Genomic DNA, 21,350 nt, shown 5'->3' with positions numbered 1-21,350 from the left:
CGGCCTTTACAGCAGGAGCGTTGTGCGCCGGCTGCAATCCGATTTTCCCCGTGCGTGCGGCATGAGTTGATCGTTCAATCCCACGGATTCACGATGGCGACACCGGTTGCGGCAAAGTCGGCCACATTGCGCGTCACGACAGTCATGCCGTGCACGAGCGCCGTAGCGGCAATGAGCGCATCCCGCTCGGACCGTCGATCCGGTACATGGAGCCGCGCACATCGTTGAGCGACCGCGGTATCAACCGGCAGCACACGGCTCGCGAATTCGGGCAGGACATGTCCGTCAAGCCAGGCCCTGAGGAGCGCGCCCTGGACCGGGTCTCTGCGTTCAATCTGCAAGACACCGGTCTCAAGCTCCACGATCGTGATGGCAGAAACAAAAAGCGTCGGGGCGTCGACGGTCGAACTCCAGGCCGCCAGATTCCCGTCCGCCTTGCCCGTTCGCACCTTCCGCAGTTCCGAAATGACATTGGTATCGAGAACGAACATCATCAGAAGTCAACCTGCTTGATCGTGACGTCCGCGCGCGGAGGGTCAAACTCGATGTCCTCGACACCGGGCATCGCCAGCGCATCGGCGATGTTGCGCCTCTGCTGCGTGAGACGCTGGTATTCCTCGAAACTCAACAGCACATGAGCGGGCCTGCCGCGGTCCGTAATAAACACGGGGCCGTCCTTTGTCGCTTTCTTCGCTTTAGTCACGTCCTGGTTGAGTTCGCGACTCGAGAGCGTGGTGATGGTCATCGTGGACTCCTCAAACACATCAATGTAGGTATGTTACTACAATAAATGAATGCCGTGATACCTGCGTGAAACCCCGACCGACCATCGATCCGCTCACCCCACCGGCCGCGCCTTGATCCACAGAAGCAGCGGTACGTGCGCCCACTGCTTCAACCGATCCGTATCGGCCATGGTCCGGCGGCGGTTCGCATGACCGGGTTGCGCCACATCCGGCGCTTTCCGTTTCCGGCGGCGAAGTTCTACAGTTACAGAAAACAACCCGCGCCGCCGGGCATCGTCCCGTTCGACGATACGCATCCGATTCCGAGGAAAGCCCATGCCGAGTATCGTCGCCGCTCCCGCCAATCTCCCCCCGAGCCCCGTCGCGGCGGAAACGCGCATGGTTCACGACGTCGCCACGCTGAAGCCGTCCGACTACCGTTCGGCCGATGGTTCATCGTGGGTCATCTCCACCATCACGCCGGCCGCGGACAGCGGCGCGAACGTGACCGGCGCGACGTATTTCGACACCGCGAAAGGCCGGACCGTCCCGGTGCCCGACGCGCGCCGCCGTTATGCGAATCGCGGCACGTGGCAGGTCGTCGCGAGTTCGAGCCCGTCGGTGCCCGCAACCGGCCGCTACGACTGGCTGACGCTCGCGTGGCTGCCGATCAATCGGCGGCCGCTGCCGCAAACGCCCGAGCATCTGTATTCGCCGTTCATTCGCGGCGGCACGATCGTTTATCGATGGAATCCGGCGGCAGAAGGCGGCGAGCAGTTCGGTAACGTGCGGATGATCTTTCCGGAATGGACGCAGCAGGTGGCTGATGCGTTGCGATCCGCGCCGCCGTCGTTGCCGGACGGCGCGTCGGCCACGCCGGCTGCGCTCGATCGCCTGAAATCAGACAGGAATCCGATGACCGCCGCGCTCGACTTCGGCGACGCGCTGCGTGCAGAGCCGGTGGAACGGATCGTCGCGCGGCTGCCCGCCTTGCTGCAGGTGAACGATCTGCATGAACTGTCGGCCATCGTGTTCCTGTGCCTGTCCGGGTCGCGCGCCGAAGACCGGCCGCGCTTCGTCGAAACGATCGACGCGGCGATCGCGGGCACCGACGACGGCGCACGCCTGCTCGCGATCGCGTATGGCGCGTTCGCGGCGGGAAGGTCCCGGCCTTATCCATTCAATGACGCCGCGCAGACGGCCCGCATCAACGACGTGTTCGGCGCGCTGAAGCGGCGCACGTCGGCGCTCGCAGTGCCGATTGCGGAAGGTTCGCCGTGGTACGAATTCTTCACGGCCTACAGGCTCGGCGGCGCGGTATCCGGCAACGGCCAGTGACCGCACGTAAGTGATCGGCGCCGCGGCAGCGGATGCCTGATTACCGCGCCTGCATCACCGCTTCTCTTCGTTCGGATTCGGGCAGAACGACACCGGATCGCCGCGCAGCGTGCTCATATCCTCGATCCGCGGAAAAGTCCGTGGCGAATAAATGCCGGGGTGTTTTCAATCAATTCGACCATTTGAATCAGATCCCCCCGTGATAAATTTCCGCCCGGCCACAGAGCCATCTCTAATAACCTTAATCCATAGACCAAATCATGAAATCTGTTATCCGTCATGCCGCTCTGGCACTGGTGACGATCGGCTTCCTGTCGGGCTGCGCAAGCAGCGTGACACGCGACGCAGGTAATCAGGCGGAGGCCACCGCGACTGCGTCGACGTCCAAATTCGGCACCAAGCCGATTATCGTGAAAGTTACGCTGGACGCGGCTGCCCAGGAAGCGTTGAAAGACAATCTGAAGTTCAGCCCCAAGAAACTGCAGGAGCAAATCGAAAACGCGCTGTACGCACGCAAGCTTCTGGCAAAGGCCGATTCAACCGATGCGATGCAGCTGAACGTTGAAGTGACCGGCATTCGGGTGCGCTCGAGTTTCTCCGCGGTCATGTTCGGCTTCATGGCGGGCAGCGATTATGTCGACGGCACCGTGACGCTCGTCGGCACCGACAATCGTCAGCTCGACCGCTTCAAGGTGTCGGCATCGTATGCACTCGGCGGCATCGCCGGTATGGACGGGACACGCATGGACTGGCTGTACGAGAATTTCACCGAGAAAACGCTGTCGACGCTCGACCCGTCGGCCGGCGCGCAACAAGCGGACGCGGCTCACGAGAAGAAACTGTAATGTCCGACGCCCGATGGACCGCGGATTCGCGGCCCGTCGGGCGGCAGCCGCCGCGCTCACCCAACGGCTACGATGCGGGTTGCGACCGCAACGATCTTCATCGAGCAGAGTCTCCTTTGAGCATGCCCCCTTGGCAACAGGCACGCGTCGCGGCTTCGATTGCCGCATTCCGATCGGACATCCGTTCGTCCGTGTCTTCGTTGTATCGACGATCGGCGTCGTACGCAAGGCGGCAAAAAAACGGCTGCCCTGAAGCAGCCGTAAAGGAGAGGTCTTCCGTGTTCAGACGGAGACACCGGCCAGCCACCACGCCGTCCGGTAGATCCATTGTTGACGAGCGCTCCGCATCCGGGAATCAGTCTGGTCTGATTTTCGGGCGCAAGAAGACCCACCGGCAATTCAGACAGGTCCGATAGGATTGGCATCGGGCGGCACGTAAACTCCGACCCGTGAACCTCTCGACCGCCCCCCTCGTCCATACGATGCGCGACGCGATCCGTCGCCCCAGCTTTCTCCGCGGCCTCGACATCGCGGTGCTCGCGCTGATCGTCGCGAGCGTCTTCGTCGTGATGATCGACAGTGTGCAGGAACTGCACGCGCAGTACGGGAGCGCGCTGTACGCGGCTGAATGGGCGTTCACGCTGCTGTTCACCGCCGAATACGCGGTGCGGCTGTTCACCGCGCGCAAGCCCGCCGCCTATGCGCGCAGCTTCTTCGGCATCGTCGATCTCGTGTCGATCCTGCCGACCTATCTCGCGTTTTTCTTCCCCGGCCTGCATGCGCTGATCGACGTGCGCCTGCTGCGGCTGCTGCGCGTGTTCCGCATACTCGGGCTCGCGATCTATCTCGAGGAAGGCCAGATGCTGATCCGCGCGCTCTCGCGTGCGCGGCGCAAGATCTTCGTGTTCATCGGCGGGATGTTCGTGATCGTCGTGATCCTCGGCACGGTGATTTTTCTCGTCGAAGGCCCCGAGAATGGCATCACGAGCATTCCGGTCGGCGTGTACTGGGCCGCCGTGACGATGAGCACGACCGGTTACGGCGACCTGACGCCGCACACGCCGCTCGGCCGGCTGATCACGTCGTGCGCGATCCTGCTCGGTTACGGCATCATCGCGTTCCCGACCGGTATCATGGGCGCGGAGCTCGTCGCGTCCGCGCTCGAACGCGGACGGGCGCAGCAAGCATCGTCCGGCGATGCCGGTGCGGCAGTCTGTCCGCATTGCGGCGCATGCGCATCGAAGCAACGCGACGATGCCAGCACCACGGCAACGCAGCGTGTGCCTGACCGCCCATCATCAACGCATTCCTCATTCAATTAATGACAATGAACGCTTTCTCATGCTGAGCATCGGCCCCTTTTCCGTAAGGGTCGTGGCCGTAGCCATCGCCGCCCTGATCGCGTGGCTCGTCGCGCGCTTCGCGCAGCGCACTCGACCGTATGGTCAGCACAAAACTTCCGCGAGCCTGCTGCTCGACGCGCTGCTGATCGGGCTGATCGCCGCTCGCGTCGGCTATATCGCGCGCTGGTGGCCCGACTATTTCGCCTCACCGAAATCCATCGTCGCGCTCGGCGACGGCGGCTTTACCTGGTGGATCGGCTTGCCGGTCGCGCTCGCCTATATCGGCTGGCGGTCGCGCCGCCTGCCGGGGCTGGCGCGCCCCGCGCTCGCCGGCATCGCCGCCGGCATGCTGGCTTGGGGTGCGGCGCAGGGTGTGCTGGCGACGTTCGACCGCACGGCGCCGCCGCTGTCCGCGCTGCGCGTGGAGACGCTCGATGCGACGCCCGTCGCACCGAACCGCTACGCGGGCAAACCCGTCGTCGTGAACCTGTGGGCGACCTGGTGCCCGCCGTGCCAGCGCGAAATGCCGATCCTCGCGCAGGCGCAGCGGGATTACCCGGGCGTCAGTTTCCTGATGATCAATCAAGGCGAGGATGTGCAGACCGTGAGCGCGTTTCTTGAACGCAAAGGGCTGCGCTTCGACCACGTGCTGCTCGACCGCTCGCTCGGCGCGATGCGGACCTACGGTTCGCGCGGGCTGCCGACGACGCTGTTCTTCGATGACAAAGGCAAACTCGTCGAGTCGCACATGGGCGAGATCACCGCCGCAAGGCTCAAGGACACGGTGAATACGCGCTTCGGTCGCTGAGGTGGAACAGGCCCGCGTGGCGCGGATGACGATGCGCGAGCACTTCGAAGCGCTTCGCGAGAAAGGTGTGCAGCAGCGCGAAACCGAAGATGATCGCGCCGGCAAGTTCGACGGTATGGGGCATGTCGGAATCCATTGAATTGAAAATCCGGCACGCGGCTGGTGCCGGGTGAAACACGATGGGTCGCACAACGTGCGGTCTCGCGAACGGGAATGGCAAACGGGTGGCGACAGGCAGGACGCCGTTCAGACCCGGTATCCGAAGGGTATCGCGATCGCGGAGCCGTCCCAATCGGACCAGTCCGATTAATGAGACGGACGGGACCGATTGTACGGCGCGGCGCATCGCGCACATCGAGTCATTAGAGCAGTTATCCTAAACAATTTTGGATCGTCCCGACAGGATGTTTTACGGCTTCGTCGTGCACGACGCATGGGCGACCTCTTTGGCACCCTGGCCGATAAGCATACAAAACCAGACCGAACGGCTAACGTTGGTAGAAACGCACATAACGGATCCCTGTGCAGCCGCCAATTCCCCTACAGTGGAGATACGTTTGCGCGTGCGGATGAATGGATCTTCGTGAATGGTTATTCGTGATGCGAAGGATGTTGGTCCGATTTCGACGCGTAAGCGAGCGCGGGCCGTGAGTGCAGCAACACCCACGGCCCGCTGACCACAACCAACTCACCACAGGAGTTAGTCATGGCTGACGCGAATGATAGCGCACCCGCCCTTTTCCCCGATCGTTTCGTGACGATTCAGGAGTCTTACCGATACCGGACAATCAAGTCGATTCTTCGCAACAAGCATCGCCCGAAGAAGCCACCGCCGCTGTATCCGTGGATCAAGTTGTCGGGCCGCTGGATCGAAACGGCAGGGTTCGAACCCGCACAACGCGTGCGGATCGAGGTAACGGAGCGGCGGCTGGTTATCACGCCGATGGAAGAGACCTATCTCGATCTCAAGGGGCGTCCCGAATTCCCCATTGTGGATACGGAGACGGGTTTGAGGCGCCGCCGGCATCCGGCCGGAATGGAAGAAGCCGACGTCCGTTCGCGCTGATCACGGGCGCTGAATCGTATCGTCGATGTGCCGCGCAAGATGCAGCGCGGTGCGCCGGCGAATGCTGATACCGCTCGATCTGCCGGCATGGTCGCAACGCGATCGCGACCATGCCGGCACTTGCGAACTACTCGTGACCGGCCATAATCGACGAAGCAGAAACGGATATCGGCAAACAGGAGATCAACGATGAACCGCAACGACCATCCGCAAGGCATGGACAACGTGCTGCTGGACCTCGGTTTCGACGACTCAATTGCGTTGCCGGCCAAGGCTTCGCTCGCGCTCAAGCTCAACCAGCTGATCGACAAGCGCGGCTTGAGCCAGGCCGAGACAGCGGCGATCACGGGTATGACGCAGCCGGAGGTGTCTCAGGTGCGCGGCTACAAGCTCCAGAACATTTCGCTGGATCAGGTGATGGAAGCGCTGGTGTCGCTGGGCCAGCATGTTGAAATCGTGGTGCGGCCCGCGCATCTCGCGCATTCGGCAGGCGTCACGGTTACCGAGTAACACCGGAGCAGACGGCCTGCACTTCGCGCTTTCGCAACAGTCTTCAACCTTGGTGTCATCACGCTGACGCTGATCGCACGCGGCGGCGAACGACTCAGCATCGACGCCGCGTGGTCGCGCGCCATTCATGCGCGTGGTCAGATACTGCGCTGATTGACGCGCTTCGCCAGTTCCTCCGCGCTTTCCTTCCGCTCGCTATACCGATCGACCAGATACGGGCCGATATCCCGCGTCAGCAGCGTGAACTTGACCAGTTCCTCCAGCACATCCACCACGCGATCGAAATAAGCCGACGGCTTCATCCGCCCTGCCTCGTCGAATTCCGCGAATGCCTTCGCCACCGACGACTGGTTCGGGATGGTCAGCATGCGCATCCAGCGTCCGAGCACGCGCATCTGGTTCACCGCATTGAACGATTGCGAGCCGCCGCTGACCTGCATGACGGCGAGCGTCTTGCCCTGGGTCGGGCGAACGGCACCCATCGACAGCGGAATCCAGTCGATCTGCGCTTTCATGATGCCGGTCATCGCACCGTGCCGCTCCGGCGAGCACCACACCATGCCTTCCGACCACTGCACCAGTTCGCGCAACTCGACGACCTTCGGATGACTCTCGGGCGCATCGTCGGGCAGCGGCAGGCCGCTCGGATTGAACACGCGTACCTCGGCGCCCATTGCCGCGAGCAAACGCGCGGCTTCCTCGATCAGCAGGCGGCTGAACGAACGCTCGCGCAGCGAGCCGTACAAAAGCAGGAACCGGGGCGGATACGTCGACGGCACCGCCGGCCGCAACTGGCCGGCATCCGGCACGCGGAACGATTCGACGTCGAGTTGCGGCAGGTCATCCAGACGGTCAGACATGCGTACCCTCCGCGTAATTGCAGTGAATCGTGACGTAGTTCATGCAGATGGATTCTCCCGTTTGCTCAAGCACGTTCGTACCAGCCCTTCGACCGGTTGACTATGCGCACCACCAGCAACATGACGGGCACTTCGATCAGCACGCCGACGACGGTGGCCAGCGCCGCGCCGGAATGAAAACCGAACAGGCTGATCGCAGCCGCGACTGCCAGCTCGAAGAAATTGGACGCGCCGATCAGCGCCGACGGACACGCGATGTTGTGCTTCTCGCCCACGGCGCGATTGAGCCAGTAAGCGAGCGCCGAGTTGAAAAACACCTGGATCAGGATCGGCACCGCGAGCAACGCGATCACCAGCGGCTGCTTCAGGATCGCTTCGCCCTGGAACGCGAACAGCAGCACGAGCGTGGCCAGCAATGCGGCGATCGACCACGGGCCGATCCTGGCCATCGCGGCATCGAACGCCGCCTGCCCGTTCGCGAGCAGCCGCTTGCGCCAAAGCTGCGCGAGGATCACCGGGATCACGATATAGAGCACGACCGACGTGAGCAGCGTCGCCCACGGCACGGATATCGCCGACATCCCCAGCAGCAGGCCGACCAGCGGCGCGAACGCGATCACCATGATGCTGTCGTTCAGCGCGACCTGCGACAGCGTGAACAGCGGATCGCCGCCCGTCAGCCGGCTCCATACAAAGACCATCGCCGTACACGGCGCGGCGGCCAGCAGGATCAGGCCCGCGATGTAGCTGTCGAGCTGATCGGCCGGCAGCATCGGCGCGAACAGATGCCGGATGAACAGCCAGCCGAGGAACGCCATCGAGAACGGCTTGACGAGCCAGTTCACGACGAGCGTGACACCGATGCCCTTCACGTGCTGACGCACTTCATGCAGCGCGCCGAAGTCGACCTTGACGAGCATCGGGATGATCATCACCCAGATCAGCAATCCGACCGGCAGATTGACCTGCGCGTATTCCATCCGGCCGATCTGCTGGAACAGGCCGGGCAGCGCCTGGCCGAGCGCGATGCCGGCGACGATGCACAGCGCGACCCAGACGGTCAGATAGCGTTCGAAGAAGTTGATGGAAGGCTTGGCGACAGCCTGCCCCGGCGGAGCGGCGTTGGACGTGTTCATTGGGCGGGTATCGGTCTCGAAGTCGCTGGCGTCCGGTGAATTCGGCCGGCCGCCATGCGAACGGTCAGCTCCGGGAAATCTCGGTCAGCGCCGCCTGGAGTTCGGCGTTGCTCATGCGATCGAGCGGCAGCGCCAGCAATTGCAGCATCCGATAGCCGATCGCCTGGCGCGTGAGTTCGAACGCGAGCCGCTTGCCTTCGTCGCCGCCCACCGCGTTCGACGGATCGGCATAACCCCAATGCACTTTGATGGGGCTGCCGGGCCAGTACGGGCACGCCTCCGCGGCCGCGCTGTCGCATACCGTGATGACGACGCGCATTTCAGGCGCGCCGTCGCCCGTGAATTCGTCCCAGCTCTTGCTGCGGTAGCCGCTTACGTCGACACCGGCGTTCGTCAGCGCTTCCAGCGCGAACGGATTGAGCCGGCCGCTCGGCGCACTGCCGGCGCTGTACGCGCGCACGTCCTTGCCGAGCTTCGCGGCCCAATGATTGAGCATGCCTTCCGCGAGCACGCTGCGCGCGGAGTTGTGGGTACAGAGGATCAGGACGTTCGTGGTCATGGGCGGCGTATGCGAAGGTGCTTCAGCAAGGTTGCGGGCCGGACGTCGAACACGCGGACACCGGCGAGCACGGATTGCCGCCGCAGCAGTTCTCCGTGAGATAGGCCAGCAAGCCGTTCATCGTCGCGAAGTTCGCGCCATAGATGACGAAGCGGCCTTCCTGCCGGCTCGTGACGAGCGCTGCATGGGCCAACTCCTTCAGATGAAAGGACAACGATGAAGGCGGTACATTCAGCAGCGTGGCGATCTGCCCGGCCGGCAGACCTTGCGGTCCCGCCTGCACGAGCGTGCGGAAGACGGCGAGCCGGGATTCGTGTGCGAGTGCCGAGAGCGCGGCGATGGTCTGGTTCGTTTCCATTATTCGATAATAATCGAAATATCGAATTCCGAGAAGCCACCTCGAGATGAAGCGGTGGCCAACGAACGGGGACAAACAAAACGACTGCGCCAGCGGGCGAACCCTTCACCCGACGACAGCCCGGCCTTCAACTACGCGCCGCGCGCTTCCCGATGCACGTCCCGATGCGCTCCCCGGGCCGTCAGCATCGGCTTCGACGCACGGCTCACGGTTGCGAGAACACCATCACGCGCCCCGACACGCGCTGCAGCTTGAGCCAGCCCATATCGGCCGTGAAGCGCAGTTGCTGCAGCGGGAAGTCGAACGACGCCTTCTCGGCCGCGCTCACGACCGACTTGGCGATCCAGCGGATCAGCGCCTTCCCTTCCTCGGTCGTCACGCTGCCGTTCTGGATGCCGCCGTAGAAGTAGCGATTCCCGGCGTTGACCTCGTTCTGCAACTGCATCCAGTGACCCGGCAAGCCCGGCAGCGTCCGGAACAGGTCGGCCACCCGCTTGGTCGTCAGGCCGCGCGCCCACAGCGCACCGTTTACGTCCGGCCGAACCAGGTTGTGGCGATCCGCTTCCTGGGCCTGCCCCTTGATGTCGCCCCGCAGGGCATCGAGCTTCGACATGACGCATTCCTCATGGTGATGGGCGCGGGAAAATGGCCCCGCGCGCGCCGCTAGCACGATACGCCCGTTGCGTGGAGTCATCTCCTGTCAGGTTTGTCAGGCCGCGCCGCCGGCGCGGCCGTCACCATCCCGCTTACGCGACGGCCTTCGCCGCCGCCTGCGCGCCAAAGAACGTCGCCTGCGCCGCTTCGTCCGCCCGCGCATACGCGCGGTTGACGCCGCTGATCACCGCGCGAATCGACGCGGTCGTCAGGTTCGCGTCGATGCCCACGCCGAACGCGCTGCCGCGCACGCCCGAACCGGCCAGTTCCGCGATCGCGATCGCCTTCGCATCGGCGCCCTGCGACAGCGCGCGTTCCTCGTAGTGCTGGATTCGCAACGGCGTGCGCAACGCATGCATCAGCGCGTCGAGCGGACCGTTGCCTTCACCGCGCAGCACGCGGCGCTCGCCGTGCACGTCGGCGGTCAGCACGATCGTCTCGCGGCCGTCGCGCTCCGACAGTTCATGGCCGACATAGCGCAGCGGCGCGTCGCCCTCCACGTATTCCTGCTGGAACAGCGACCAGATCTGCGCACTCGTCACCTCGTGCCCGCTGTCGTCGGTCAGGCGCTGCACGGCCGCGCTGAAGTCGACCTGCAGGCGACGCGGAAGCGCGACGCCATAACCCTGCTCGAGCAGGTACGCGATGCCGCCCTTGCCCGACTGGCTGTTCACGCGAATGATCGAATCGTACGTGCGGCCGAGATCGCTCGGATCGATCGGCAGATACGGCATTTCCCACACGGCGTCGGCGCGCTGCACCGCGAAGCCCTTCTTGATCGCATCCTGGTGCGAGCCGGAGAACGCGGTAAACACGAGGTCGCCGACGTACGGATGACGCGGATGGATCGGCAACTGCGTGCATTCCTCGGCGGTGCGCGCGACTTCGTTGATCTGCGAGAAATCGAGGCCCGGATCGACGCCCTGCGTGTACAGGTTCAGCGCGAGCGTCACGAGATCGACGTTGCCGGTACGCTCGCCGTTGCCGAACAGGCAGCCCTCGATCCGATCGGCACCGGCCATCACCGCGAGCTCGGCCGCCGCGACCGCGGTGCCGCGGTCGTTGTGCGGATGCACGGACAGGATCAGCGCATCGCGACGCGCGAGGTTGCGGTGCATCCATTCGATCTGGTCCGCATAGAAGTTCGGCGTGCCGACCTCGACAGTCGCCGGCAGGTTCACGATCGCCTTGTGCTCGGGCGTCGGCTGCCACACGTCGAACACGGCGTCGCAGACTTCCTTCGCGAAGTCGAGCTCGGTCGCCGTAAACGTTTCCGGGCTGTACTGCAGCGTGAACTGCGTGTCGGTCGCCGCATCGGCGCAGCGCTTGATCGTGCGCGCCGCATTCACCGCGAGCTGCTTCACGCCGTCGCGGTCGAGGCCGAACACGATCTTGCGGAATTCCGGCGCGGTCGCGTTGTACAGGTGCACGATCGCGCGCTTCGCGCCGCGCAGCGATTCGAAGGTGCGCTCGATCAGATCGTCGCGCGCCTGCGTCAGCACCTCGATCGTCACGTCGTCGGGAATGTGGCCGCCTTCGATCAGTTCGCGCACGAAGTTGAAGTCGGTCTCGGACGCCGACGGGAACGCCACCTCGATCTCCTTGAAACCGATCGCGACGAGCGTCTTGAACATCCGCATCTTGCGCGCCGCATCCATCGGCTCGAACAGCGCCTGGTTGCCGTCGCGCAGGTCGGTGCTCATCCAGATCGGCGCGTGCGTGATGGTGCGCGACGGCCACGTGCGGTTCGGCAGATTGACGGGCGTGAACGGCCGGTATTTCGTTGCAGGGTTCTTCAGCATCATGATGTTCGGTCCTCGGTCGGTTTGTCGGGAAACCGCGGCGCGGCGGCCTTCAGCAGCGGAGGCCGGCTGCGCACGCAGCGATCAAAGCGGTAAAAAAGCGGCAAAGCGGTACGGCGAACGACGGCCTTGACGGTTGGGCGACCGGGACGGAGCGGAGCGATACGGAGAAAAGACGAACTCAGGCGCCGGTCGACAACCGGGGCCAGGTCGGTGATACGGGGGAAATCTGGCGCTTCAGGAAAGAAGCAGATGGAAAGCGCGCAGCCGCAGACCCAGCCCGGAACAAAGGGCTAGTAGTCGTAGCGAGAAGAGGGGCTGGGCGGCTTGCATGGCCGGAATCAGATCACAACGCGGAGGGGGCTGTCAACGGGGAGCGCGTGCATCGCATGGCCGCGCCGCCTGCAAAATCAGTCCCGTCCGATAGGCGGCGGCCGCGCCCGTCGCTATGCTTCACGGGTGCGGCGCCGGTGAGGTCCTATTCATGTTCGGAGTGAGTCGGTCCATCCTCTTCGCCGGTCGCCGCGCACCCTTCTCTTGCGATCGGGCTTCGGCGTGGGCGTTCGGTGGTGGCCGGTGGGCGCGGCCACGACAGAGATGCTGATGTTGAAACGAACGCTGCCAGATGCGAACACCGAGCGCTCGCCCCGAAGCCCGATTGCACCGCAGCCGATCCGCCTATACCGAGCACTATTCAGAAAAACGACACGCGCGTCGATATAGTTTCCGGAATATATAAAAACACCCTCGATTAAACATATTTCATTAAATCGATTCACTTTGGCTTTCGATTTACTGAACAATTACCATTCTCATCTGAATATTTTTTTATTTATTTTTCGACATGCTTGTCGAACCGCGTTTCAAACGGCAAACGTTTGCGAGACGCGGGGAGACGCCTTACTACTGTTCTTCAGGAGGAAAGCATGGCCGATTCTCAAACGTCATCCAATCGCGCCGGCGAATTTTCGATTCCGCCGAATACCGATTTCCGCGCGATTTTCTTCGCGAATGCCGCCGAACAACAGCACATCAAGTTGTTTATCGGCGACAGCAAGGAACCCGCTGCTTATCACAAGCTGACCACGCGCGACGGCCCGCGCGAAAACACGCTGAATTCCGGCAACGGCAAGATCCGCTTCGAGGTGTCGGTAAACGGCAAGCCGTCGGCCACCGACGCACGCCTCGCACCGATCAACGGCAAGAAGTCGGACGGGTCGCCGTTCACGGTCAACTTCGGGATCGTCGTGTCGGAAGACGGCCACGACAGCGACTACAACGACGGCATCGTCGTGCTGCAGTGGCCGATCGGCTGATGGGCTAAACGCCGATCGACCGATGACCGCCGGGCCACCGACTACCCGGCAGCCCGGCGGTTGTGCATCGAAAACGCGAAGCAACTCAATCCAAACCCGTTTCGCCTTCAGGAGACCGCCATGCCCATCATTTCGGCATCGATCAACAGCGCGCCCGTCGTCACGTCCGAGACTTACGTCGACATCCCCGGCCTCTATCTCGACCTCGCGAAAGAAAACATTCGCGACGGCAAGCTGCTGGTCACGCTCAACGTGCCGACGCCGTACGCCACCGGCAACAATTTCCCCGGCATCTACTTCGTCATTACGACCAACAAGGGGATCGTCGCGGACGGCGCCTTCTCGTACTTCTCCAAAGTGCCGGAGAATCCCAGCCGCATACCGTTCACGCTCGTCGTCGCCATCGACGTCGCCGACGGCCACACGTTCGTGAAAGGCCAGTGGAAAAGCGTGCGCGGCAGCGCAATGCATATCGATTCGTTCGCGAGCCTTTCCGCGATCGGTGAAACGGCCGCGCAATCGTCGTCGCAATCCGGCGGGAATCAGGGCGCCGAAACCGGCGGCGGCAGCGGCACCGGCGGCGCCGGCAACATCGGCGGCGGCGGCGAACGCGACGGCACGTTCAATCTCCCGGCCAACATCAAGTTCGGCGTCACCGCGCTCACCAACGCGTCGAACGACCAGACGATCGACATCTACATCGACGACAACCCGAAACCGGCCGCCACGTTCAAGGGCGCGGGCGTGCAGGACCAGAACCTCGGCACGAAGGTGCTCGACTCCGGCAAGGGCCGCGTGCGCGTGATCGTGACGGTGAACGGCAAGCCGTCGCGGCTCGGCTCGCGACAGGTCGACATCTTCAAGAAATCGTTCTTCGGGATCGTCGGGTCGGAAGACGGCGCGGACGACGACTACAACGACGGCATCGTGTTCCTGAACTGGCCGCTGGGCTGATCGACGGACGTCAATAACAGGGACGCACGGCGCGGCATGGATTGCGCGCCGCTTTCGGTATCGCAAGGGCGACAGGGCCAACCACGCATTGCGATTCATTCGGGCAGCCTCGACTGCCCACGCTTTGCTCCGCGCGCGACACGGCGAAACCGATGCGTCGGCCGCGCGACGCGAGACCTTCCATTACGACGAGGACGACATGCCACAACCGTTTACCCATGACGATCTGTACGCGCTCCTGCAACTCGCCGGCAACGACGCGACCGCCGTGCAGGCTGGCGGCGACCAGGCCGTGCTCGACCGGATGCGTCAGTTCATGACCGCGCAGCTCGTGGAAAAGCTGCCGCAATACGACGTGTTCGTCGACCTCTCCACCGTGCCGTACAGCTTCGACATCAGCAACTGGCAGAACAAGGTCAAGACCGATGCAACGGGGCAGGTGGTCGCCTGCACGGTGACGTGGGCCGGCGCGCCCGGCGTGCTGCCGGGCGCCGCCGCGAAGTTCGGCATCGGCGCCGTGGTCACGTACTTCGCGAAAGCGACCGCGCAACCGCAACCCGCTCAGCCCGACCCCGCGACGAATGCCGGCGGCGAACGCGACGGCATCTTCAACCTGCCGCCGAACATCGCGTTCGGCGTGACGGCGCTCGTCAACTCTTCCGCACAGCAGACGATCGAGGTGTTCGTCGACGACAACCCGAAACCGGCCGCGACGTTCCAGGGCGCCGGCACGCAGGACGCGAACCTGAACACGCAAGTGCTGAATTCGGGCAAGGGGAAGGTGCGCGTGGTCGTGACGGCGAACGGCAAGCCGTCGAAGATCGGCTCGCGGCAGGTCGACATCTTCAAGAAGACCTACTTCGGGCTGGTCGGATCGGAGGACGGTACGGACGGCGACTATAACGACGGGATTGCGATCCTGAACTGGCCGCTCGGTTAAGCAGCAGAATCCCGCCGACCATCGCCACGCCGCCCGGCGTGGCGATTTGCTTGAGCGCGCCCGCCAGGCCAAGCCGCGTGTCGCAAGAACGATCAAATGTTCCCGCCACCGATACCATATAGTCCGCCCGACACCTTCATTGGCACACCATGAACCCGGTTGGAAAAGCACTCTGGTTTATCGAAACCGAACTGGACAGGGAACTGACACTCGACAGGATTTCCGCCGATTGCGACATGACGCGCTTCGGTTTTTCGCGCCTCTTCTCGATGAATACCGGCTGGCCGGTGATGCGCTATGTCCGGTCGAGGCGGCTGACGCGTGCGGCGCGGGCATTGGCGCAAGGCGCGCCGGACATCCTTCACGTGGCACTCGATGCCGGATATGGCTCCCATGAGGCGTTTACGCGCGCCTTCCGCGATCTCTTCGGCGTCACGCCGGAAGAAGTGCGGGCACGGCGCACTCTCGACGGGTTGTCTCTTGTGGAGCCGCTTCGCATGAAAGAGCTGAAAATCATCGCCGTTACGCCATCGCGCTTCGAAGCCCCCGAAAGGCAGTTGATCGCGGGCATGAGCAGCCGGTATACCTTTGAAACCAATGAAGGGATTCCGGCGCTCTGGCAAGCCTTCATCCCGTATATCGGCAACATCCCCGGCCAGGTCGGCGGCGTAACGTATGGCGTGTGCTGCAACCCGGATGCGGATGGCAGCTTCGAATACATCGCGGGTGTCGAGGTCAAGAGTCGCGACCGGCTACCCGCTTCATTTCGTTGCGTCGAACTCGAACCGCAGCGTTATGCGGTCTTCGAACACAGCGGGCATATCTCCACGCTTCACCAGACCTTCTACAGCATCTGGAACGGCTGGCTGCCGACGTCGGGGTTCAACGCGGTGGACGCGCCCGAGTTCGAACGCTACAGCGAGGACTACGACCCGGTGACGGGCACCGGCGTGCTCGAAATCTGGTTGCCTGTAGAAAAATCCGCGTGAGTTGGCTGTCTGCACTGATCGGCCCGGCCGCTTGAGCGCCGGCACGCACGTCGATGCGCGCCTGCAACGATGCCGACCGGCATGGCCGACATCCGGTCAACGGTCAACGGTCAGCCGGCATTCGATGCGGCAGGCGTCGACATCGCGACAGGCTGCGACCACGTGGCCGAGGCCAGACGCGTGCGCGCATCGAGGGCCACGCGGTTGAACGCGACACGCCGCTCGTCATCCAGCTTCGCCGCTTTGGCCGCCTGCACGAGCGCGACCGGATCGACGATACGGTTCTGCCGCCGGACCTCGAAATGCAGATGCGGGCCGGTCGCGGTCCCGGTACTGCCGACGGCGCCGACACGCTGGCCGCGCTCGACGCGCGCGCCGGTTCGCAGCGTCGGCTCGAACGCCGACAGGTGCGCGTAGTACGACGCATAGCCGCCGTCGTGACGAATCACCACGTACTTGCCGTAGCCGCGCGGCTCGGTGCCGATGAACGACACGACGCCGTTCTCCGACGCATGGACGGCACGGCCCGTCGGCGCAGCCAGATCGACGCCGGAATGCACGTGGCGCGCGCCGGTCACCGGATGCACGCGCGCGCCGAACTGCGAGCTGATCCGCGTCGCGGCGACCGGCATCGCGAAATGCGCACCGCCGAGCGGCACGCCGTCGAGGTCGTAATACGCGCCCGGCGAGCCTGCGTCGGGCGCAAACCACACGCCCGCCACCTGCTGGCCGCGAAAGCGCACGTCGAGCGCCGTCACGCGCACGCCGCCCGGCAGCGTCGCGCCGTCGTTCGGTTCGAATGCCACGCGGAAGGTGTCGCCGATCAAGCCGCGCTGCTTCGGGTCGATGCGCCCGGCCAGCAAACGGACGACCTGCGCCGCGACGCCGGCAGGCAGTTCGGCGCGTGCCAGCGACGCCCACAGGCTGCCGGTAATTGCACCGGCGCGCGTGCCGCGATCCGGCGCTGCGAGCATGAACGGCTCGGCGGACGCCAGATCGACGGCGCTCCGCTCGAATGCCGGCTGTGCGCCGATCGACGGCAACGGCGATGCAATGCCGTAGGCGAACCGCGTCGCGTAGCCACGTTCGATCGCACCGCGCGCCGCGTCGCAGAGCACGCGGTAGGCCACGCATGCGCCGAAACGAGTAACGGGATCGTCGCGATCTGCACCCGTCGGCACGTTCGACGCATGCGATGCGTACGCGACGTCGAGCGGCGCTGCCGACGATGCATGCAAGCCGCCCCACGTCGTCCGGGCAGAACTGAAAAAAGGCACGTCGACAAGGTCTGCCGTTTCCGCCGTCACGGGCGTGAACGGCGCGGCGTCGTGAAACGCCTGTGCTGCCGCACCGTGTGCGCCAGCGACGCAGGCCGCCACGACGACACCGCGCAGCAGTGCACGGCGAATCGGGAAACAGCGAACGCCGCGTTGCGCGGGTTGACCTTGTTCGCGTGCGAGACGGAAACGCAGGTTCAACCGCATGGCGTCGTCACTCGCTATCAATGAAAAATCGGGAAAGAACCGGATATCGCGGAGGAACGATCGTCGCGATCCGGCAACTTGAAACCGAGTGTATCGGGGTGCTTGAAACGGCTGAATAGGACGAATCCTATTTTATGAAACCGTCGATTAGTACTAGAACGAAATCGCGATTTCACCGTCCGACGACAGGGCAGTCCGACCCCATGCATTCGCACGAAACATCGCGTGCCGTGTACAGTCGAGGGCCGCCCGCGCGAGCGCAAGCCTTTCCGACCGAGACGGAAGCGCTGCGCGTCGCGCCATGTGTCTTCAAACCGGAATCCCGTCATGTTTCTCGATCAACTACATCCGGAACGCTGGACGTTCCTGTGGAACGCGCTGTCCACCCTTTCCATCAAGCTGTGCGCCGGCCTTGCGCTGCTCGTCGCGGGCTGGTGGCTGTCGAAACGCATCGGCAACTGGCTGAACCGGCTGCTCTCGAACAAGGAGCGCGTCGACGACACGCTGCGGCCGATTCTCTGCGACGTCGCCGTGTGGGGCATCCGCATCGTCGCGATCGTCGGCGCGCTGTCGCAGCTCGGCATCGAAACCGCGAGCATCGTCGCGGTGCTCGGCGCGGCCGGCCTCGCGATCGGGCTCGCGCTGCAGGGCACGATGCAGAACATCGCGGCCGGCATCATGCTTCTGCTGCTGCGGCCGTTCAAGGTCGGCGACTATATCGACGGCGGCACGGGCGTCGCGGGCACCGTCGAAGAGGTCGGGCTCTTCATGACGCGGCTGACCAAGCCGGACGGCATCTGCGAATACGTGCCGAACAGCGCGCTGTGGGGCAGCTCGATCCGCAACTACACGCGCAATCCGACGCGCCGCCTCGATCTCGAAGTCGAAGTGTCCGTGCATGACGATATCGATCGCGCGCTCGACGCGCTGCGCGCACTGGCCGAAGCCGATCCCGACGTGCTGCAGGATCCCGCGCCGGACGTGATGGTGATGCGCTTCGACGACAGCACGGCCGTCGCGAACATGCGCGTGTGGACGCATACCGACAACTTCTGGGCGATGCGCTGGCGCCTCGCGCGCCAGGTGCGCAAGGCGCTCGCCGATGCGGATTGCGCGCTGCCGATCCGCACGCGCGAACTGCACATCGTGCACGACGCGGAACGTCGCGCGGACAGCGTGCGCGTACGGGCATAACGCGTAACGACATCGGGGTGCGCAACCGCGTGCGACGCGCTCACGCGCGCCCTTCAAAACCCAGCAGCACGTTCACCGCGTTGATGCCGATCTCGTCGACCATGTAGCCGCCTTCCATCACGAACAGCGTCGGCAGGTTCAGGCGCGCGAGCGCCTCGCCGATGCGCAGGTAGTCGGGCGAGCGAAGGCGGAAGTGGCTGATCGGATCGTGCTCGAACGTATCGACGCCGAGCGACACGACGAGCAGGTCGGGTGCGTGCGCAACGATCGCGGCCGCGGCACGGCCGAGCGCCGCTTCGTAGGTGTCCCACTGCGTGCCCTTCGGCAGCGGCAGGTTCAGGTTAAAGCCTTCGCCCGCGCCCGTGCCGCGCTCGTCCGCGTACCCGGAGAAGTACGGGTACGACACGGGTGGCTCGCCGTGGATCGACGCGAACAGCACGTCCTCACGTTCGTAGAAGATGTCCTGCGTGCCGTTGCCGTGATGGAAATCGACGTCGAGCACCGCGACGCGCGCGGCGCCGCTCGCGATGCCGTGCTGCGCCGCGATCGCCGCGTTGTTCAGATAGCAGTAGCCGCCCATGTATTCGCGGCCCGCGTGGTGGCCGGGCGGCCGGCACAGCGCGAACGCCGCGCGCGTGGCGCCGTTCGACAGCAGGTCGGCGCCGGTGAGCGCCGAATTCGCGCTCGCGCTCACCGCGTCCCACGTGCCCGCGTTGATCGGCGCACCGGCGTCCATCGCGAAGAAGCCAAGCTTGCCGTCGATGAAATCGGGCAGCGTCGCGGCCGCCGGCATCACACGTACCGGCCACACGAGCGGCAGCGCCTGGCAGGTGCGGCCGGTCGCGGTCCATTCGTCCCAGGCGCCGGCGAGGAAATCGACATAGCGCGCGCTGTGCGCACCGGCATAGCTGGCGCGGTCGAACGCACGCGGCGCGATCACGTCGCCGAGGCCGGCCGCGCGGACCTGCGCGAGCACCGTTTCGGCGCGAAGGGGGGTTTCGAACGACTCGGTGATCGCGCCGTCCTTCAGTTCGACGCCGCGATGCAGGTGATGATCGCTGCTGTAGACCGTGAGCATGGTTGACCGTTGCAGTGATGGCAGTGAGGGGGTGGCAACAGTCTATTGCCGCCGACCGGCAATAACTTTGCTTTTCACATTCCCGTTTCGTACAATTTTGAGAAAACTGTCTACGGAACCACGGTCATGAGCAAAAATCGCGCTTCGGTTGAACTGGATGGCGTCGACCGCGCGATGCTCCGCCTGCTGCAGGAAGACGGCGCGCTGTCGAACGCGACGCTCGGCGAAAAGCTGTCGCTGAGCGTCACGCCGTGCTGGCGCCGCCGCAAGCGGCTCGAGGACGAACGCGTGATCACCGGCTACCAGGCGAACCTCGACCGGCGAGCGCTCGGGATGAACGTGTTCGCGTTCGTGCAGGTGACGTTCAACATGCACTCGGGCCAGGATTCGGATCACTTCGAGGATGTGATGCGGCGGCACGACGAGGTGCTGTCGTGCCACAAGATCACCGGCGCGGCCGATTACATCCTGCAGGTCGTCGCGGCCGATCTCGACGCGTATGCGGAATTCGTCGAGCGCGTGCTGAGGAAGCAGGCCGGTGTGTCGTCGATCCAGTCGAGCCTCGCGTTGCGCGAGGTGAAGTTCTCGTCGCGCGTGCCGGTGCCGGACGCGTGAACGGTGCGATGAACATGCAGGCCGTCATTCCGTTCCCTTAAACCCATCCCATGGAGCACGCCCCCATGAAACGTTTCATCCCCTCCGCCTCGCTTGCCGCCTCGCTTGCCGCCGCGATCGCGTTCGCATTGAGCGCCTGTGCGGCGCAATCCACCGCGCCTGCCAATGCGTCGGCGCCGATCGACGCTTCCGCGCCGGCCGCGCCGCCAATGGTCGGCGGCGATCGCGACGCGCACGGCTGCATCGGCTCGGCCGGCTACGCATGGTGCGAACAGACGCAGCAATGCGAGCGCCCGTGGGAACTCGTGAAGCAAAAGGGCTTCGCGAATTCGGCGCTGTCGTACGAGCAATTCTGCAGGAACAATTCGGCGAAATGAGCGGATCGCGGCGCGCCAATCGCGAGCGCCGCACCGTCAAATTCCCGCCGGTTTTCCGGCGCGGCACACCCCGATTCCGGAAACCCGGACACGCGAAAAACCCCACAAAAACAAGGATATTTTTCGCGTGCGACACGGCAATCGACTTCGGTTATATTACGCGCCCCTTGCCACCCCGCCCCCGCCACACGCGTCGCGCGCGGCCTCTTTCCACGCAGCCTGAAGCGTCGTCCGCACAGGCTTGCCGCAGGGGCCCGGGCGCGTTGCGCGCCACCGCGACGCAGGTGATTGCCCGCCCGCAAGAAGCCGATCCGAAGGTGTCCTTCTCAACGGTTTCGCGTGCGCAAATGCAACGACGAGCAGCGTCGATCCGGAATTCCGGAATCGCGATCCGGATCT

At 64.2% G+C, this 21,350-nt stretch carries 23 protein-coding genes and 2 pseudogenes; 13 read left to right on the top strand and 12 right to left on the bottom strand.

Annotation, left to right across the window (positions count from 1 at the left end):
• Positions 1-74: 74 nt before the first annotated feature.
• From FPJ27_RS05395 to FPJ27_RS36295, 3 genes and pseudogenes are all read right to left on the bottom strand, one after another.
• Positions 75-494, bottom strand: a complete 420-nt coding sequence (locus FPJ27_RS05395; RefSeq protein ID WP_204422245.1) for a type II toxin-antitoxin system VapC family toxin — start codon at positions 492-494, stop codon at positions 75-77.
• Positions 494-745 (bottom strand): type II toxin-antitoxin system Phd/YefM family antitoxin, encoded by a 252-nt coding sequence (locus tag FPJ27_RS05390; protein WP_111020415.1) that lies wholly within the window; start codon positions 743-745, stop codon positions 494-496. Before FPJ27_RS05390 ends, FPJ27_RS05395 begins: the two co-directional genes overlap by 1 nt.
• A 93-nt stretch (positions 746-838) precedes the next feature.
• Positions 839-932, bottom strand: a pseudogene (locus tag FPJ27_RS36295) (class I SAM-dependent methyltransferase); the annotation flags it as partial.
• Positions 933-1,061: 129 nt separating this feature from the next.
• On the opposite strand from FPJ27_RS36295, the gene FPJ27_RS05385 reads away from it, so the two are divergent.
• The 4 genes from FPJ27_RS05385 (at position 1,062) to FPJ27_RS05370 (ending at position 5,059) form a co-directional block, all read left to right on the top strand.
• Entirely contained in the window at positions 1,062-2,063 is a 1,002-nt protein-coding gene (locus FPJ27_RS05385; protein ID WP_204422244.1) for a hypothetical protein, read from the top strand.
• Between the two features lie 260 nt (positions 2,064-2,323).
• Positions 2,324-2,908 carry a DUF4410 domain-containing protein gene (locus FPJ27_RS05380; RefSeq protein WP_204422243.1) on the top strand — a complete coding sequence of 195 codons (585 nt, stop codon included), beginning with the start codon at positions 2,324-2,326 and terminating at the stop codon, positions 2,906-2,908.
• 482 nt (positions 2,909-3,390) lie between these two features.
• Positions 3,391-4,230 carry an ion transporter gene (locus FPJ27_RS05375; RefSeq protein ID WP_239483317.1) on the top strand — a complete coding sequence of 280 codons (840 nt, stop codon included), beginning with the start codon at positions 3,391-3,393 and terminating at the stop codon, positions 4,228-4,230.
• A 19-nt stretch (positions 4,231-4,249) separates the two neighbouring features.
• Positions 4,250-5,059, top strand: a complete 810-nt coding sequence (locus FPJ27_RS05370; RefSeq protein ID WP_204422242.1) for a TlpA disulfide reductase family protein — start codon at positions 4,250-4,252, stop codon at positions 5,057-5,059.
• Here FPJ27_RS05370 and FPJ27_RS05365 read toward each other — a convergent pair.
• A pseudogene (locus FPJ27_RS05365) lies at positions 5,058-5,183 on the bottom strand (putative Na+/H+ antiporter); the annotation flags it as partial. The gene FPJ27_RS05370 and the pseudogene FPJ27_RS05365 sit on opposite strands and share 2 nt — an antisense overlap.
• 582 nt (positions 5,184-5,765) lie before the next feature.
• On the opposite strand from FPJ27_RS05365, the gene FPJ27_RS05360 reads away from it, so the two are divergent.
• Both FPJ27_RS05360 and FPJ27_RS05355 read left to right on the top strand, forming a co-directional pair.
• A complete protein-coding gene (locus tag FPJ27_RS05360; RefSeq protein WP_072438150.1) occupies positions 5,766-6,125 on the top strand; it encodes a SymE family type I addiction module toxin in 360 nt (119 codons plus the stop codon).
• Positions 6,126-6,314: 189 nt separating this feature from the next.
• A complete protein-coding gene (locus FPJ27_RS05355) occupies positions 6,315-6,635 on the top strand; it encodes a helix-turn-helix transcriptional regulator (RefSeq protein ID WP_072438147.1) in 321 nt (106 codons plus the stop codon).
• A gap of 137 nt (positions 6,636-6,772) precedes the next feature.
• On the opposite strand, the gene arsH is transcribed toward FPJ27_RS05355, so the two are convergent.
• From arsH to leuA, 6 genes are all read right to left on the bottom strand, one after another.
• Positions 6,773-7,495: an arsenical resistance protein ArsH gene (arsH, locus tag FPJ27_RS05350; RefSeq protein WP_072438145.1), complete on the bottom strand. Its 723-nt coding sequence runs from the start codon at positions 7,493-7,495 to the stop codon at positions 6,773-6,775.
• A 65-nt stretch (positions 7,496-7,560) separates the two neighbouring features.
• Entirely contained in the window at positions 7,561-8,631 is a 1,071-nt protein-coding gene (arsB, locus tag FPJ27_RS05345) for an ACR3 family arsenite efflux transporter (protein WP_204422241.1), read from the bottom strand.
• A gap of 64 nt (positions 8,632-8,695) precedes the next feature.
• Positions 8,696-9,190 (bottom strand): arsenate reductase ArsC, encoded by a 495-nt coding sequence (locus FPJ27_RS05340; RefSeq protein WP_204422240.1) that lies wholly within the window; start codon positions 9,188-9,190, stop codon positions 8,696-8,698.
• A gap of 22 nt (positions 9,191-9,212) precedes the next feature.
• Positions 9,213-9,548, bottom strand: coding sequence for a metalloregulator ArsR/SmtB family transcription factor (locus FPJ27_RS05335; RefSeq protein WP_072438139.1), 336 nt, complete (start codon positions 9,546-9,548; stop codon positions 9,213-9,215).
• A gap of 205 nt (positions 9,549-9,753) precedes the next feature.
• Positions 9,754-10,161: a peptide ABC transporter ATPase gene (locus FPJ27_RS05330; RefSeq protein WP_072438137.1), complete on the bottom strand. Its 408-nt coding sequence runs from the start codon at positions 10,159-10,161 to the stop codon at positions 9,754-9,756.
• A 133-nt stretch (positions 10,162-10,294) separates the two neighbouring features.
• The gene (leuA, locus tag FPJ27_RS05325) at positions 10,295-12,004 is read right to left on the bottom strand and encodes a 2-isopropylmalate synthase (RefSeq protein ID WP_177318369.1); all 1,710 of its coding nucleotides are present in this window, start codon (positions 12,002-12,004) and stop codon (positions 10,295-10,297) included.
• Positions 12,005-12,930: 926 nt separating this feature from the next.
• Between leuA and FPJ27_RS05320 the strand changes: the two genes are divergently transcribed.
• The 4 genes from FPJ27_RS05320 (at position 12,931) to FPJ27_RS05305 (ending at position 16,203) form a co-directional block, all read left to right on the top strand.
• The gene (locus tag FPJ27_RS05320; RefSeq protein WP_072438133.1) at positions 12,931-13,320 is read left to right on the top strand and encodes a fucose-binding lectin II; all 390 of its coding nucleotides are present in this window, start codon (positions 12,931-12,933) and stop codon (positions 13,318-13,320) included.
• A 120-nt stretch (positions 13,321-13,440) separates the two neighbouring features.
• A complete protein-coding gene (locus FPJ27_RS05315) occupies positions 13,441-14,274 on the top strand; it encodes a fucose-binding lectin II (protein ID WP_204422239.1) in 834 nt (277 codons plus the stop codon).
• A 199-nt stretch (positions 14,275-14,473) separates the two neighbouring features.
• Positions 14,474-15,214, top strand: coding sequence for a fucose-binding lectin II (locus FPJ27_RS05310; RefSeq protein WP_204422238.1), 741 nt, complete (start codon positions 14,474-14,476; stop codon positions 15,212-15,214).
• A gap of 149 nt (positions 15,215-15,363) precedes the next feature.
• A complete protein-coding gene (locus tag FPJ27_RS05305) occupies positions 15,364-16,203 on the top strand; it encodes an AraC family transcriptional regulator (protein ID WP_072438129.1) in 840 nt (279 codons plus the stop codon).
• Between the two features lie 110 nt (positions 16,204-16,313).
• Here FPJ27_RS05305 and FPJ27_RS05300 read toward each other — a convergent pair whose 3' ends face one another.
• Positions 16,314-17,687, bottom strand: a complete 1,374-nt coding sequence (locus FPJ27_RS05300; protein WP_204422237.1) for a M23 family metallopeptidase — start codon at positions 17,685-17,687, stop codon at positions 16,314-16,316.
• 327 nt (positions 17,688-18,014) lie between these two features.
• Between FPJ27_RS05300 and FPJ27_RS05295 the strand changes: the two genes are divergently transcribed.
• Positions 18,015-18,881 carry a mechanosensitive ion channel family protein gene (locus FPJ27_RS05295; RefSeq protein ID WP_204422236.1) on the top strand — a complete coding sequence of 289 codons (867 nt, stop codon included), beginning with the start codon at positions 18,015-18,017 and terminating at the stop codon, positions 18,879-18,881.
• A gap of 40 nt (positions 18,882-18,921) precedes the next feature.
• Here the strand turns inward: FPJ27_RS05295 and FPJ27_RS05290 are convergent, their stop codons facing one another.
• A complete protein-coding gene (locus FPJ27_RS05290) occupies positions 18,922-19,959 on the bottom strand; it encodes a histone deacetylase family protein (RefSeq protein WP_204422235.1) in 1,038 nt (345 codons plus the stop codon).
• A gap of 126 nt (positions 19,960-20,085) precedes the next feature.
• Here FPJ27_RS05290 and FPJ27_RS05285 point away from each other — a divergent pair, with 126 nt between their 5' ends.
• Positions 20,086-20,574, top strand: a complete 489-nt coding sequence (locus FPJ27_RS05285) for an Lrp/AsnC family transcriptional regulator (protein ID WP_034181074.1) — start codon at positions 20,086-20,088, stop codon at positions 20,572-20,574.
• Positions 20,575-20,639: 65 nt separating this feature from the next.
• On the top strand, positions 20,640-20,951 hold the full coding sequence (locus FPJ27_RS05280) for a hypothetical protein (RefSeq protein ID WP_204422234.1): 312 nt from the start codon (positions 20,640-20,642) through the stop codon (positions 20,949-20,951).
• Positions 20,952-21,350: the final 399 nt, after the last annotated feature.

This window comes from Burkholderia sp. MS455 (assembly GCF_016899445.1).
GTDB classification, from domain to species: Bacteria; Pseudomonadota; Gammaproteobacteria; order Burkholderiales; family Burkholderiaceae; genus Burkholderia; species Burkholderia pyrrocinia_C.
This window is presented reverse-complemented; position numbering and strand designations above follow the sequence as displayed.

What these genes read in the sequence shown, in the direction of transcription:
- FPJ27_RS05360 (WP_072438150.1), top strand. Translation starts at nt 5,766, where the DNA reads ATGGCTGACGCGAATGATAGCGCACCCGCCCTTTTCCCCGATCGTTTC.
- FPJ27_RS05390 (WP_111020415.1), bottom strand. Translation starts at nt 745, where the DNA reads ATGACCATCACCACGCTCTCGAGTCGCGAACTCAACCAGGACGTGACT.
- FPJ27_RS05295 (WP_204422236.1), top strand. Translation starts at nt 18,015, where the DNA reads ATGTTTCTCGATCAACTACATCCGGAACGCTGGACGTTCCTGTGGAAC.
- FPJ27_RS05335 (WP_072438139.1), bottom strand. Translation starts at nt 9,548, where the DNA reads ATGGAAACGAACCAGACCATCGCCGCGCTCTCGGCACTCGCACACGAA.
- FPJ27_RS05395 (WP_204422245.1), bottom strand. Translation starts at nt 494, where the DNA reads ATGATGTTCGTTCTCGATACCAATGTCATTTCGGAACTGCGGAAGGTG.
- FPJ27_RS05305 (WP_072438129.1), top strand. Translation starts at nt 15,364, where the DNA reads ATGAACCCGGTTGGAAAAGCACTCTGGTTTATCGAAACCGAACTGGAC.
- FPJ27_RS05280 (WP_204422234.1), top strand. Translation starts at nt 20,640, where the DNA reads ATGAAACGTTTCATCCCCTCCGCCTCGCTTGCCGCCTCGCTTGCCGCC.
- FPJ27_RS05290 (WP_204422235.1), bottom strand. Translation starts at nt 19,959, where the DNA reads ATGCTCACGGTCTACAGCAGCGATCATCACCTGCATCGCGGCGTCGAA.
- FPJ27_RS05375 (WP_239483317.1), top strand. Translation starts at nt 3,391, where the DNA reads ATGCGCGACGCGATCCGTCGCCCCAGCTTTCTCCGCGGCCTCGACATC.
- arsH (WP_072438145.1), bottom strand. Translation starts at nt 7,495, where the DNA reads ATGTCTGACCGTCTGGATGACCTGCCGCAACTCGACGTCGAATCGTTC.
- FPJ27_RS05320 (WP_072438133.1), top strand. Translation starts at nt 12,931, where the DNA reads ATGGCCGATTCTCAAACGTCATCCAATCGCGCCGGCGAATTTTCGATT.
- leuA (WP_177318369.1), bottom strand. Translation starts at nt 12,004, where the DNA reads ATGCTGAAGAACCCTGCAACGAAATACCGGCCGTTCACGCCCGTCAAT.
- FPJ27_RS05380 (WP_204422243.1), top strand. Translation starts at nt 2,324, where the DNA reads ATGAAATCTGTTATCCGTCATGCCGCTCTGGCACTGGTGACGATCGGC.
- FPJ27_RS05300 (WP_204422237.1), bottom strand. Translation starts at nt 17,687, where the DNA reads ATGCGGTTGAACCTGCGTTTCCGTCTCGCACGCGAACAAGGTCAACCC.
- arsB (WP_204422241.1), bottom strand. Translation starts at nt 8,631, where the DNA reads ATGAACACGTCCAACGCCGCTCCGCCGGGGCAGGCTGTCGCCAAGCCT.
- FPJ27_RS05355 (WP_072438147.1), top strand. Translation starts at nt 6,315, where the DNA reads ATGAACCGCAACGACCATCCGCAAGGCATGGACAACGTGCTGCTGGAC.
- FPJ27_RS05385 (WP_204422244.1), top strand. Translation starts at nt 1,062, where the DNA reads ATGCCGAGTATCGTCGCCGCTCCCGCCAATCTCCCCCCGAGCCCCGTC.
- FPJ27_RS05330 (WP_072438137.1), bottom strand. Translation starts at nt 10,161, where the DNA reads ATGTCGAAGCTCGATGCCCTGCGGGGCGACATCAAGGGGCAGGCCCAG.
- FPJ27_RS05340 (WP_204422240.1), bottom strand. Translation starts at nt 9,190, where the DNA reads ATGACCACGAACGTCCTGATCCTCTGTACCCACAACTCCGCGCGCAGC.
- FPJ27_RS05315 (WP_204422239.1), top strand. Translation starts at nt 13,441, where the DNA reads ATGCCCATCATTTCGGCATCGATCAACAGCGCGCCCGTCGTCACGTCC.
- FPJ27_RS05370 (WP_204422242.1), top strand. Translation starts at nt 4,250, where the DNA reads ATGCTGAGCATCGGCCCCTTTTCCGTAAGGGTCGTGGCCGTAGCCATC.
- FPJ27_RS05310 (WP_204422238.1), top strand. Translation starts at nt 14,474, where the DNA reads ATGCCACAACCGTTTACCCATGACGATCTGTACGCGCTCCTGCAACTC.
- FPJ27_RS05285 (WP_034181074.1), top strand. Translation starts at nt 20,086, where the DNA reads ATGAGCAAAAATCGCGCTTCGGTTGAACTGGATGGCGTCGACCGCGCG.